Annotated in this window: 11 protein-coding genes; 5 read left to right on the top strand and 6 right to left on the bottom strand. The window is 38.8% G+C overall.

The genetic code is table 11. The features are described 5' to 3' along the window. The first annotated feature begins 829 nt into the window (after positions 1-829). Positions 830-1291, top strand: a complete 462-nt coding sequence (locus ACSVDH_RS22115; protein ID WP_439251855.1) for a CarD family transcriptional regulator — start codon at positions 830-832, stop codon at positions 1289-1291. 643 nt (positions 1292-1934) lie between these two features. On the opposite strand, the gene ACSVDH_RS22120 is transcribed toward ACSVDH_RS22115, so the two are convergent. Next, the gene (locus ACSVDH_RS22120) at positions 1935-2168 is read right to left on the bottom strand and encodes a hypothetical protein (protein ID WP_439251854.1); all 234 of its coding nucleotides are present in this window, start codon (positions 2166-2168) and stop codon (positions 1935-1937) included. A gap of 379 nt (positions 2169-2547) precedes the next feature. On the opposite strand from ACSVDH_RS22120, the gene ACSVDH_RS22125 reads away from it, so the two are divergent. Further along, positions 2548-2982: an endonuclease domain-containing protein gene (locus ACSVDH_RS22125; RefSeq protein ID WP_439251853.1), complete on the top strand. Its 435-nt coding sequence runs from the start codon at positions 2548-2550 to the stop codon at positions 2980-2982. A gap of 128 nt (positions 2983-3110) precedes the next feature. Here ACSVDH_RS22125 and ACSVDH_RS22130 read toward each other — a convergent pair whose 3' ends face one another. The 4 genes from ACSVDH_RS22130 to ACSVDH_RS22145 form a co-directional block, all read right to left on the bottom strand. Then, the gene (locus tag ACSVDH_RS22130; RefSeq protein ID WP_439251852.1) at positions 3111-3659 is read right to left on the bottom strand and encodes a DUF3231 family protein; all 549 of its coding nucleotides are present in this window, start codon (positions 3657-3659) and stop codon (positions 3111-3113) included. A gap of 382 nt (positions 3660-4041) precedes the next feature. Then, on the bottom strand, positions 4042-5613 hold the full coding sequence (locus ACSVDH_RS22135; RefSeq protein ID WP_439251851.1) for a SagB/ThcOx family dehydrogenase: 1572 nt from the start codon (positions 5611-5613) through the stop codon (positions 4042-4044). A gap of 23 nt (positions 5614-5636) precedes the next feature. After that, positions 5637-7577, bottom strand: a complete 1941-nt coding sequence (locus tag ACSVDH_RS22140; RefSeq protein WP_439251850.1) for a TOMM precursor leader peptide-binding protein — start codon at positions 7575-7577, stop codon at positions 5637-5639. Next, positions 7574-9526, bottom strand: a complete 1953-nt coding sequence (locus tag ACSVDH_RS22145; protein ID WP_439251849.1) for a putative thiazole-containing bacteriocin maturation protein — start codon at positions 9524-9526, stop codon at positions 7574-7576. Before ACSVDH_RS22145 ends, ACSVDH_RS22140 begins: the two co-directional genes overlap by 4 nt. A 142-nt stretch (positions 9527-9668) precedes the next feature. Here ACSVDH_RS22145 and ACSVDH_RS22150 point away from each other — a divergent pair, with 142 nt between their 5' ends. The 3 genes from ACSVDH_RS22150 to ftsZ all read left to right on the top strand — a co-directional run bounded on the left by ACSVDH_RS22150 (position 9669) and on the right by ftsZ (position 12638). Next, positions 9669-10178, top strand: coding sequence for a hypothetical protein (locus ACSVDH_RS22150; RefSeq protein ID WP_439251848.1), 510 nt, complete (start codon positions 9669-9671; stop codon positions 10176-10178). 363 nt (positions 10179-10541) lie between these two features. After that, positions 10542-10931, top strand: a complete 390-nt coding sequence (locus ACSVDH_RS22155) for a hypothetical protein (RefSeq protein WP_439251847.1) — start codon at positions 10542-10544, stop codon at positions 10929-10931. 561 nt (positions 10932-11492) lie between these two features. Beyond that, entirely contained in the window at positions 11493-12638 is a 1146-nt protein-coding gene (gene ftsZ, locus ACSVDH_RS22160) for a cell division protein FtsZ (protein ID WP_439251846.1), read from the top strand. A 71-nt stretch (positions 12639-12709) separates the two neighbouring features. Here the strand turns inward: ftsZ and ACSVDH_RS22165 are convergent, their stop codons facing one another. Beyond that, a complete protein-coding gene (locus ACSVDH_RS22165) occupies positions 12710-12931 on the bottom strand; it encodes a YdbC family protein (protein ID WP_299092800.1) in 222 nt (73 codons plus the stop codon). Positions 12932-13007 lie beyond the last annotated feature (76 nt).

Below are 13007 nucleotides of genomic sequence, written 5' to 3' on the forward strand. Positions count from 1 at the left end.
ATGCGGAAGGAAGAAGAATAGAGCTGCATAATGTTGCTCTATTTTTCTTTTATTTATTCTTCTTATTTACCTCCTTTTAATCAGATTTCTCCAAACATCCTCATAAGTGAGTATGATCCCGATCAAAGTAACTAAAGCAAAAATTGTAAGAACTGGACCCATCTGTAACCCTCCTAACATTACATAATTTAAGTCCTTTAAAGTGATCTCCGTATAAAAAACATGAAGTGTTTATTATAGAACAGCTAATAAAGAAAATAAGAATTTGCACCTCTGTAAATAAAGGTTCAGTTTTGTTATAATTCACCAAACAGTTAATATACAAAGTTGTTATGGTTGAATTTTTATAACTAACAAAGATTAAACTCATAATTAAATTGTTGTTTTATCTTATCATTTGTGAAGAAACTCTTCTCTATCTCAACTTTTATGAATAAAAAAGTATTCATAAAAGTTGAGATAGGTTGCTTTTTATTAATCGAATTCGTAAATTTTTGGGTGAAGTGCATTGTCTTATACTTTGTGGTAAGAGATATTGATTTATCGAGGTTTCATAGTCTTTTTCGTCTCAAGCTTTTTGAAGGATTACAGAAGCATTAGTTAAAAAAGTTAGTAATATGCATAATCCTATTGACCTGACTGGGTGTCTTGACGTGATAATAGGCATATGCATTCATAGAATAAGTCTATTTATGTTGTTTTTGCTTGGTCTGATTTTTCACAAAAATTTATTGACACCAAAAATAACTTCATGATATTATAATTAATTTGATTAAAAAACGCATATATGATAACCTTAAGAGGGTTACCATATATGGAGGTGGATTATATGTTTCAAATTGGCGATAACATTGTTTATCCAATGCACGGAGCAGGTATAATAGAAGCCATAGAAGAAAAAGAATTCACAGGGGAAAAACAACAGTATTATGTCATAAAAATGTCAATCAGTAATATGCATGTTATGATTCCAACGTGTAAAATATTAAGTTCCGGCATACGACCAGTTACTGATATACTTGCATTGAAACACATCATACACATATTTCATCATGGAGAATCAGATAGATTACTACCGTGGAAACAAAGATATAAAGTAAACACCGACAAAATAAAAACGGGTGAAATACTGGAAGGTGCTGAAGTTGTACGTGATTTATTGCGTATTAAGAAAGAAAAAGCACTTAATTCAAGTGAAAAAAGAATGTTAGATAATGCATATGAATTTTTAATTAGTGAACTAGAAGTAATTAAAGGAATAACTGAAAATCAAATAAAAAGTTTCTGTTAAGGTTAATTATAGCTAATATATTGCATTTCAAAAAAACATCCTGAATTTTCCAGGATATTATGATTAAAATTAAATCTTTCCAAAGACATTCAACTTCTTCAACTTACTTTTGAATATTACCTCTTTTGTTATTTCTAAAATCTATTCCATTTTTATTATTTAAACTTCTTCTAAGAACATTTCAAGTTTTTATCAAAAAACTCGATAGTATAGTCACTTGATATTTGTAATACTGATTCACACTGGCACGGACAAGGAGCCGTAAGGATGGAAGAGAGGCAGGGCTTTCATTGTTTTAGGTATATCTAAGTGATTATTTCTAGAAGAAAAAACAATCAATCTCACTTCTACCTTTAAGAATTTCTTACATCCACGGTGAAAGTGAATAGTAATTGTTATCTTCTATTCATAAAAGGGATACGCGATTTGATAACATCTAAATATATGGTCAACCATAATGAATACTTATATACAAGTTAGTATAATCATGGATTATCGGCACTGAAAAAGGGGCTGTCTAAAAAGTCCATTTTAGTGTAATATATCTCAAAATTCAAAACCCAAGAATGTTTATATAACAGCATTCTTGGGTTTTATTTTTTTCAAGATTTTGGTTGAAAAGTTGCTTTTCAGACAGCCCCTTTTATTTCACATCAAATGTTTTTACAACATAATTTCGATTTGAGAATTCATTGGATAAAATCGTTTTTATTGTCACCTTTAAGTACTTTAATATTTGAAAGTTGATTTTCAGCAATATGCTATAAGGAAAATAAAAACTCCGCAACAGATTGATCAGATAAACCATGGCCATGTGTCCCATATGTATAGATGTCATCGTCATAACTGATGTCATCACAAATTGAGTTAGAACCATTACTGCAGCTCCTGCAAAAATGCCTCGCCTGTTTATCGATAACATAATAGATTTTCCCTCTAAAGGACTGTTTTTTCTTTGAGTATCTGAAATTGCTTTTGCAACAATATAGGGATCAGGACGAAGTAAAATTAAGAGAACCTATCCAGCGCATAATACGCATCTTTTTTTTACACAATTATATGATTGTGTGGTTTATAAAACAATTATCATTTTCTTTAATATTATGCACTTTAGTAAATATCCGGGTAGCGATTCTTTTTACTTGATTTTCTCGAAAATAGCAAAAGCTGAATAAGGTTGCATCGTTAAATTTAACCCTTAACATCGATTAATCATCCTTAAAACGGTCAATCATATCGTTTAGAGGTGATTTTTTATGTCCGAATGGATTTTGATTGTAATATTCGTCTTTATATCTGTCATACTTCCATTTGTTCTATTTTATCTTCAATCGATGCCGCCAAAGCCGGGACAATTAGACTTTATTGTCTATCAACGAAATAAATGCGAAAGTCCGATCGAACGTCGGCTATTTAACGCTCTTACATTTCGAGGTTATAGCGTAAGAACACAGGTACGCTGCGGACTGTACTGGATAGATTTAACGTTACCAACCTACAGGATAGCTATAGAGTGTGATGGTAAATCATATCATTCTTCACCAGAACAAAAGAAACGCGATAATAAAAAGAATAACTATTTACGTAGAAATGGATGGAGCGTTTTAAGGTTTTCCGGGAGTGATATTAACGGTGATATGACGAAAGTTATACGTAGAGTTGAACGAAAAATAAAAAAACAGAGCAAATAATCAAGTCCTTATCGTTTACCTTCGCCTACTGCCTTCACTGTTCTGGAACTCACACCCTAGTTCCTGCACCTATGCTGGGCACAACATAAGAAATAACCCCCACTACAATGGGGGCTATATAAAACCTTCTATACGTGTGCAAGTTCAGGTGTTTGTACATGAAGTGGTGGAGGAATTAGCCATCCTTTTTCTTTATTTATCCGTAATAATCTTACTCCATACTGTGCTTTTGTTGTATGAAATTGTCCAAACATCATTCCAATGTCTTCTCTAATTGACTGACCTATAATTTGACTACATGCGACTAGACCAGCTGATATATCTTTCGTTACAGACGCAGCTATTTCAGGGTCGCTAAATCTAGCCCCAACAGGAATACTTTCTAATGATGCTGATGGTCTTTCAGGTGGTGAAGGTGGTAAACCAACACCATTCACTTTTAATAATTTTTCAACTTGTTCTATTTCTTGCTTCATGGTTTGAACTGTATCTTCAAGAAATTTTTTCAGGTCAGTATCCCCAGTATGGTTAATGAATGTTTGATATCCAGCAACATAACCTTTTGAAGCAGAAAGATAACTCCAAACTCCAAATACTTCACCGTAATGCATTGGTTCATTTTGTGGATTATCACTTAAAATTCCCATAATCGTCCTCCCCAGTTCTAAAATTTTCATTGAGCGACCTTCCTTTCTTAGCTTTTGGTCACGTTTTTATAATCCCTAAAAAAAATGGTGGTATACGTCATTAATAATGATGGTTGTAAAAGGAATAAATTCTAATTATACCTAATCAGGCTTAACGAATATTAGCTAATAAGCCGGGAATATTATTTATAATAAAATTAATCAATAATACAAAGTTTTCCTTTGAAATTTTGCAAATTAAGAGCAATACCCTTATCAGTGTTTGATTGCCAGTATCCAAACTAAGAAGACATACCTCTATTTTGATATTGTTATATCAAAAAGAACAGCCTATCAGTTCAATGATAGGCGGTCTTCATTTTAACTTATTCTTAATGGCAGTAAGCCCCCATTAAACGAACCCTTATTTCATTTAGCTTTGTAAACTCCCCTTTAACCAAGGGCGAGGTCGATAGGGACCGATCGGGATTTGGATAAGGCTGGTTTTTCCTTGTGGATGCATCTTGTAAATCTCATCACACAATTTCGCATCAAATCCCAGTAGTGGGTGTCCTCCCATCTCGAGGGCTGACGCCACTAACAACAATCGTTGCACGAGCATACCCGCTTCCATTTGTTGAATACGATAGCCTCTGTACCCCAGTTCCGATATGAAGTGTTCTTTATCCCCTGCCACATGGAAGCAAAGAGGTACTTGAAACAAATTCACATTTCCTATAGACATTCCATATTGCAAACTTAGTCGATGATCTCCCAGATCTATCTGCCGTAACGCATGATCAGTACTATCATAATGATAAGCACCATCTGGAATGCCTTCAACATTATTCAAACAGACATTCAGTGAGACACGGGATTCTTGCTCCATATATGGTTCATCCAAGTCATTTCGATACAAATACGCAGATGTTGCTTCCTGCAGCAAAGCGGCTAATTGCGACTTGGTTACCTTTTCAAAAATGAAATCCATTTCCGGTGAAAAACGCTTTTGGCAAGCAGACGCCAAATCATATGATAACCGCTTCACTTGAGGAAGAGCCACCAATTGATCCTCACCATTCAACTTCTCACATGTCTTTATTTGTTGAAACGAATGCGTTGATTCTTGCATGGAAGCTTTATTCATCTTCGTTAACATTGGAAAAGACTTGATCCTTTTTGATCGAATGTAGTGGTTATTTTGAATAGATTGCAACTCTAGGCATAGTTCCGTTGCAGAAACAAGTTTGTCTCTATTATCCCCATTAGTAAACCAGCTTGTAGGTTCCACCGTCAGCGGGATAACCGCATATACACTCTCCTCTTCTTCGGTTAGCCCAAGAAGATGGTTTATCGCCCTATCTAGGTATTGGAAGTATACTCCCGAAGCAAAGCCAAACCTTTTTGCCACTTCCAGCAATTGTCCTAGTAGCACACCAGCATCCAACCCTTGCAGACGGTAGGCAAAGTTGTTGTATTTATAAAAGTTTTTCCAAAACATGGTCGACACAAAAACCGTACCAAAACAAGCGGATATGTCACAGCGATTGCCAAGAGACCTTGCTATATATGAATCGAAATTACCTTCTCGCAAAAATACCAAGCGATGATGTGCCACATCATAATGGTACACCCCAACAGGCAAATCCTCCATCTTTAAATACAAGTACAATTCATTTGGATAAAGCGCCCCACCTGAAGGAACAAATCGCCGATACGACTGCATTAGTTCAGGCGATTGATCTGTGGTGGGAAAAACTGTCTGAGAAAATTGAGTGAGGCCGAATACATACCAGAGAAAATGACCGATTCTTTGAAGGTTGGGTTCCTCTGGTGCTTTCCATTCTTCAAGTGTCAGCGGTACTTCCAGAGATAATGGAAAAACAGTCAAGCCACGATAGAGCTTATAAGGAAGCGGCGCATCTTCCCAATCCACTTCCCAGTCTTTGGGGCTTACCTTGTCAATGTCAAAATGCAGATTGTGCAGAAATGTTTCTAGACCCATTCTCCTGCCCTCCTAGTTACCGCTTATGGAAACGGATGTGGATATGGATTAAGCTGTTCAATTCTCAGCGGTTGCTGCGTATATCCAAGTTCCATTGGTACCCGTAACACCCTCTCCAGCCCAGTTACTCTCGTAAGGTGATGTCCGAATGTCATTGGCAGCATTCCCGGAATAAGCACTTTCACGCAATGAAGCCCGTTTCGTTTCGTTTCTGAAGTCGACTGATCCACCACTATTACATCGAGGTTCAATTGACGAAACTTCTGAAGAATGTCCTTTAGGTCCTCAGTCAGATCTTCATGATTCGACTTCCACTTGAATTCCTCATCAAACGCTCGCAATGGACGATTATCGTCTAGTAAAAACTGTAGTCGCTCTTCTGCTTGTGGTAAACCGTACAACATACCATGATCATCCATTTTCTTTACCAGGGAAGAATCTTGGAGCATTCGCATAAACTCCTCCTGATTTGTCTCTAATTTCTCATCAAGAGTTAGCATCATGGCAGCCATTTCGTGAACCGTGCTTTTTGCCGCTCGTACTGGATCTAAATGAGCTCCGGCTGCACAGATGATATTTAATCCCTTTTCCTTTCTGTTTTTTGCCATCGCCCAAATGCTTGGAATTCCGTGCTCCATTGTCGAATTATAAAAATGCAGATCATATCCTCCTATTGCCCGCACACGGTCGATCATCAACTGCAATTCTTGATCGTTAGCCGAAAAAGGGTCAAGACGAGGGAGGGGCAGCTTTGCGTACCAAGTCATTAGGAATGAATCACGTTCCACCACTTCCAAAATACCGTAGAAAATCGCTTCCTCCAAACTTCCTCCCAATGCACATCCGTTAGAAGTTTCATAGACAAATCCATTTCCACATCCCAAGCTGTAATAAGCAAGCAACTCAGGAACCAAAATTGGACGCTCTTGCAATAACGAATAACCCCATACCCAATTTATTGGACGATCAGGGTTAAACTGTTCAAATGGAAAATCTGGCCGTGCATACTGTTCCTTCGCATGCACCCCTACTTTAATCGGATTGAGCGCTTGATCTTTCAGATTACGGTAACTGTCATATACCACCGTCCGTTTACCACGGGGTGCTATACCGCAGGCTCTCTCCAAGCCCTCCAAAATGGCGGTTAACTCGCTATTGGCGTATGAATGAGTCCGACCTGCTACACCCTCGTCCCCGGAGAATAACGGCAAATTAACACCTACATCAGCAAAAGGAGGTATGAGGTCATACATTTTCCCATTCAAAATACCCGTCCGTTGATCCAGATAGTCTTTCACTAAAACTTTATTAAGTTCGTCCATCGAACGACAGCGGTAACTGCCTTTTATTTTTGGACTTGGTTTTAGTGAAATTCGGGCCGCAGAAGGTGAATCATCAGGTAATTGGCTGCAAACCGGGCATAACGGATCTGGCAGAAAAGCATGCCATGAACCCTTTAATGTTTTTAAGTTGATTAAAAATACCTGTCCCTTCGAGTGCACCTCATCACCTTGCACTATTTTCTGTACCTCCGCACAAATCAGGCAGGCAATTTGTAAAAGTCCTGTACTCGATGCCCAAGTGTCACGTGACATTCCTCCTTCCTCAGCTAGCCTCTGTCCAATTCCCCACATCTCTTTACGGTCACGACCTGCCATGAGAATTCGCATGTCTGCACATTGAGTACACCCCTGTGCATCCGAGTGTACTAGCGGCCCGACTACACCTTCTCCAAATGAAACAAAGCCTCGCAGCCAGGGGATGCCGGTTGGACGTAGCACCTCTTCTGCTTTTTGTTGAAGGAGAGAATTCCAGGCATCGTGCAGCACTAGAACTAAATCAGTCTCATCAGGTACTCCTGCCTCAAAATCAATATAATGAATTACCTCGTATTGGGCTGACAATTTTTCACACACATGGTTAGCTAATATTCCTTCTCCGACAACCAATACGACTGCACTCACCGAGATTCCCCCTCTCGCAGCACCATACCATACACACCTACTATTCCCTTATTCAAAAATGGTTCCAATGCTAATTCGAAAACCAAGAGTCGCTTACGGTTCCGTTCTAAGACTTGAAAGGCGGTCTGCAAGACCTCGGACTGGGGTATTTCTTCACTACTTCGAATGACAAGGCTCTGTGGTTCCTTATCTATCAGAAATACATCAGAATCAGCCAACGGTTGTATCACTTGATTATCCCCATTGGTAAGCGCAAGTTGTAACGCTTTTTGCAACGATAATGTTGTATTTAAACCTACGCTGCCATACCAGCGATTATTCGTACAGACCCATACCGCAGGGAATCCGCACACTTCCTTTCCTAAGCCGATAATCGGTGTCCCCTGCATCGTGGATAGTGCCTGTAAATAATACCTGCAATATTCATCTTCAATATTACTTAACTTCACACGTGAGACAACATTCTTCTGTTCGACCAGTTGTTTGCACAGTTCTGCTGTCAAACACTTTTGCAATCCACGGCAAACTCCCTCTGCCATTGTTTCGCCCGCTCCGATACTAACAAATTCCTCGCCTTTTACGATACTCCCCACTGAGCTCTGATGTGGAGGAAGAGACGTGACGAGCAAATCGCTCATTCGCGAAACATACGCTTCAATTCCAGATAGCCCCGCTTCTTTCCGTGCATTTACATGTGTCAGTTCAGTACAGACAATGCTTGGCAACAGCTCTGCAGGTCCTTCTGACAACGGGTCAACTGCCTGAACACGGCACTGTGCCAATGGTAATTGCTTTAAATCCTCTTCCTCCAAAAGATGAAAAATACCTGATTCCGCCGATGTAAGCTGGCTAAAGTACAGAAGCAACCCACTCGGATCTTCTCTTTTTGAACTCTGTTTGAGGTGTAAATCAAGATCTTGAATCCATTCAGCTGTAACACGTCCGGTCACTAACGGATGAGGCATAAACGAATGCCAATTTCCTTCTAATGTATCTATATTAAGCAGGAAGAATTGATACCTCTGTTCTGATTCAGTAACTTTCGTAACGTGTTTAAATAATTCAAATACAATCACATTGGCCAACATCGCTCCAGCTGTAGAAGTGAAGCTGTAAAATTGCTTGTCATTAAATAACACGGAATGATGGATGCTACGCCACGCAGACTCCCAACATCCTTCAGAATCCGGATGAATCAGGGGACCTGCCAAACCTACCTGGTGCAGAAATATAGCAGGGAGTAACAGCTTTCTCTCTTCCCTGCAAATCTTATGAAGAACTCGTAATTCCTCTACATCTCCTTCTTGTGATACATACAAAATCGAGTCAAACGGCTGCACGATCTCCTTCCAAGAAATCTCGCCATCCTTTTTCAGGATAACCTCTTCAACTGCTACCTCTGAGTCCGTTTTACGGGCATGTACCACCAATTCTTCTAACCGAAGCCGATTGGTCGGTACTGAATCCGTTATCAGTACATGGAACTTAGGCAATCCGGATTCAATTAATGAAGAAACCAACGAGACTAAAAATGGCCCAGAGCCGATCGCCAGCACTTTGGTCAGACGATAGGATTGAAAACGGTATGCACCAGAATCACCGAAACCTTCCAAAAATTCAATTTGAGAAGCATACTTTTTAAGAACCTGATCCGCCAATTGATGCGGACGGTCTTGACTAACATCCCGAACAAACCCATTTTTATACAGTACTTCTGCAATTTCATACACACGTTCTCGATATGGACCCGGCAATCCGTTTGTCAAATTCCCCAACGTGTACTCTCCATTGAACATTGGTAGCAGCTTTTTAACCCACTGATCTATCGTACTTCCTTTCATATGGAATGAACTTACATTATTTCGAAAATACACACCGCTGTTTGGATCAGGGAGAAAAAAGGTGTCCCTTTTCACTTTCAGACGCATAGAAGGGTTCAAATTTGTCATTCCGCTCCTCCTTATCCGTGAGCTGTCCTCTAAACTAATAGCAACATTTCCATTTCTACTATCATCCTATGTACCGTAATTTGTCTCTTATGTCTAATCTTTTAGAGAAAACCCCTGCAACTTATGCAGGGGCATTTCTCTATTGGTAACCACTTTTTTCGTTCGAATACCAGAATTATCGACCGCCGCAACGGCCCCCGCCACAACGGCCTCCGCAACGGCCCCCGCAATTACCACCGCAACGAAAGCAATTAGAACAACGAAAACAATTAAAGCAATTGAAGCAATTAAAGCAGTTAAAACAGTTAAAACAGTTAAAACAGTTAAAACAAGTAAAACAACTAAAACAACGGAAAAAAATACCAAATCGTTGATCTTGGTCAGTATAGTGTTGGTTTGGGTCCCAAGGAATGGCTTCGTTCGCCTGAAAATCACCAACATTCAACTTTTGAAGTTCATTTTGAAAATTATTCATTTTCTTACCTCCGTATTTAAATTAATAAGTTATGCCAACTACATAAAAGGGAACAGAACAAAAACTACTGTGCAACAGAAATTCAATCAATACTTCGAATACTCTCCTCAACAAAATATGACCACTGGCTGGGTATTGTTACTGATTCATATGCCTATTTATAAAAACTGTGGCTGACCCACGATGCAATTTGAGAAGCACTAGTTCGTTGGTTGAACCAAGAGAAAAAAATGTAAATATGGTGCATTATTCATAAATGATTAATATCATAAATCCCAACAATCGATATTAGATGCACGTGAAATGAAATCAGCGTTTGATTTTCAGAAGAATAAAGGCGGAAAAAACGGTTTAATATTCACTGTCCTTTACATTGACATTAAATTTAATACTTTATCATAACTATGGAGATGAGGGTTTCCAATTTTCAAAAAAGGAGAGGTTATTTCGTACCCTTACTATTTTTATCGTGTTAACAATTGGGGACAGATTTTTAATTTGTTATCTCAAAGTTTATACGCTGAAGAGATGGTATGTGCGATGAGCTCTGAACTTTTTCATATACCCGAAACCAAAGATTTAAAGGGAAATCGAGAGATGCACAAACATCTTGTACCTGCTTCCTATCACCGCGTGACGGCAGTAGGTTCTTCCCTAAGACTTGTTAATGGTGAACAACAGCAAACTATTATAGAAACAATGGTTTCCTGTATAAGAAATGCTGAAAATCAGGATAAAGGAGTACGTGAAGGATTAGTAACGATGGAGAAAAATGCAAGTCCACAATATAAAAGGTTTATTCAAATCATTATCAAATGGCAAGAGCAAGCAGAATCTTCATTAAATCAAGCAAAAGAATCCTTACGAACGATGGGAGTTTCGTTTCCTGCAGGAAGTGGGCAGCAGAGTGAAGAATCCAATTCTTATTAATTTTCCAGGTTGGTTCCAAAAGCCAACCTCTTTTTTATGATCTATTTTCGATGATAAAAATGACATTCTTGCAGCGGACACTCTCCTTCATTATTAAATAGTATTTATTAACATGAATGGTGCCTAAAATAGCAATCTATTACTAGATCAGACTCCATCCCTACGACTAGACATCACTGATAAATCAGATTCCAAATACGCTCCTTATGAACCTTTCACGACTAAAGTCGCGAGATTCCTACGTACAGAGTTCTAACGTACTCTAATTGAGCAGGCTATCCCTGCAGTTCCGACAGTTCATGCTACTTAAGCAGTTATTAGACCACTTTCATTAACTGAAAACATGAATTGCTTAGAAATCGTTCTTTGACTCTTTTTCTTTCAAGTTGCAATTAATTTTCCTTGGTATTATGTACTCAGAAAAAAATAGGAAAATATCTAGTATCTTAGTCTGCAAACCATACAAAAATAGCCAAAAAACTTCGAATACTATTAAGAGTCTACGTTTTTTCATTGAAAAAGTGTGAAATAAAGGCATTGGATGATTGAGGAGGAATGAACATGTTGGATTACGACATAGCTATTGATCAATTCGCAACAATTAAAGTGATCGGTGTAGGCGGCGGGGGAAACAACGCTGTCAACCGTATGATTGAGGACGGAGTTGAAGGGGTAGAGTTTATTGCGGTGAATACAGATGCACAAGCTCTTAATCAATCAAAAGCAGAGATTAGAATGCAGATCGGTGCTGCATTAACTAGAGGTCTCGGAGCTGGAGCAAATCCGGAAGTTGGTAAAAGAGCCGTGGAAGAAAGCAAGCAGCAGATCGAAGAAGTGTTACAAGGAGCCGACATGGTTTTTGTTACGGCAGGTATGGGCGGTGGTACAGGCACTGGGGCAGCACCAGCTATAGCTGAAATATCCCGTAATCTTGGCGCTTTGACCATTGGGGTTGTGACGAGACCATTTAAATTTGAAGGTACCAAGCGAGCAGCAAACGCAGCAAAAGGTATTAATGAAATGAGAGAATCTGTTGACACTTTAATCATTATTCCTAACGACCGCTTATTGGAAATTGTTGATCGAAAAACACATATACTGGATGCCTTCCGGGAAGCAGATAGTGTTCTTCGCCAGGGTGTTCAAGGAATCTCTGATCTAATTGCTATTCCTGGGTTAATTAATCTTGACTTTGCTGATGTAAAAACAGTTATGTCCCAAAAAGGAACCGCTTTAATGGGAATTGGAATTGCTACCGGTGAAAACCGTGCTGCTAATGCTGCCCAAAAAGCAATAAACAGTCCTTTGCTAGAGACATCCATTAATGGAGCAAAGGGAGTTGTCATGAACATTACCGGTGGACGAAATTTAAGCCTTTATGAGGTTCAGGAGGCAGCGGATATGGTTTCATCTGCTGCACATGAGGATTTAAATATGATTTTTGGCTCGGTCATCAACGATAACTTAAAAGATGAAATCATCGTCACTGTCATCGCTACCGGTTTTACAGAACAAGAGTCACCAACAGAAAAAGCGCCACAAAAACCAGTGGCAGAAGCAAAACCTACTCACTATTCAAATGAACAACCTGTACAACTAGAGGAAAGAGATACTAGAGATCCTCTTCCAGCTTATGACCAAGAACTAGATCCCGAGGAAGAGTTAAAAATTCCGGCATTCATCCGCAATCGAAGAAAACGATTTTGAAAAGATGACACACAAAAAGCGCGAAGCTTTCAACCAAGGCTGTCGCGCTTTTCTATCAATAATCTAATTTATTATAAATTCATCCCATTCAGAATTTCCCTTAATTGAATCAGCTCATCCTTCGATAACGTAATCCCTTTGCCCATTTTTTCATTGTTTTCATCCCAATCACGCAAATCATATTTTGGATCACGGCCATTCCAGCTGATAAGATTCAGCTCCTTCTTCCACCCTTTAGCACCATCGGAAATAATGCCAACCTTTTCTTGTATTTCAAATTTGATATTCGCCATCTTTTAGCTCTCCTTTATATTTCATTTTCTTCATTATAAGAACATTTTCTCATAGTTTTTGAAACAAGCGAAAGAT

The organism is Metabacillus sp. Hm71 (genome assembly GCF_051842955.2).
Lineage (GTDB): Bacteria > Bacillota > Bacilli > Bacillales > Bacillaceae > Metabacillus.

What these genes read in the sequence shown, in the direction of transcription:
- ACSVDH_RS22115 (WP_439251855.1), top strand. Translation starts at nt 830, where the DNA reads ATGTTTCAAATTGGCGATAACATTGTTTATCCAATGCACGGAGCAGGT.
- ACSVDH_RS22120 (WP_439251854.1), bottom strand. Translation starts at nt 2,168, where the DNA reads ATGGTTCTAACTCAATTTGTGATGACATCAGTTATGACGATGACATCT.
- ACSVDH_RS22125 (WP_439251853.1), top strand. Translation starts at nt 2,548, where the DNA reads ATGTCCGAATGGATTTTGATTGTAATATTCGTCTTTATATCTGTCATA.
- ACSVDH_RS22130 (WP_439251852.1), bottom strand. Translation starts at nt 3,659, where the DNA reads ATGAAAATTTTAGAACTGGGGAGGACGATTATGGGAATTTTAAGTGAT.
- ACSVDH_RS22135 (WP_439251851.1), bottom strand. Translation starts at nt 5,613, where the DNA reads ATGGGTCTAGAAACATTTCTGCACAATCTGCATTTTGACATTGACAAG.
- ACSVDH_RS22145 (WP_439251849.1), bottom strand. Translation starts at nt 9,526, where the DNA reads ATGACAAATTTGAACCCTTCTATGCGTCTGAAAGTGAAAAGGGACACC.
- ACSVDH_RS22155 (WP_439251847.1), top strand. Translation starts at nt 10,542, where the DNA reads ATGAGCTCTGAACTTTTTCATATACCCGAAACCAAAGATTTAAAGGGA.
- ftsZ (WP_439251846.1), top strand. Translation starts at nt 11,493, where the DNA reads ATGTTGGATTACGACATAGCTATTGATCAATTCGCAACAATTAAAGTG.
- ACSVDH_RS22165 (WP_299092800.1), bottom strand. Translation starts at nt 12,931, where the DNA reads ATGGCGAATATCAAATTTGAAATACAAGAAAAGGTTGGCATTATTTCC.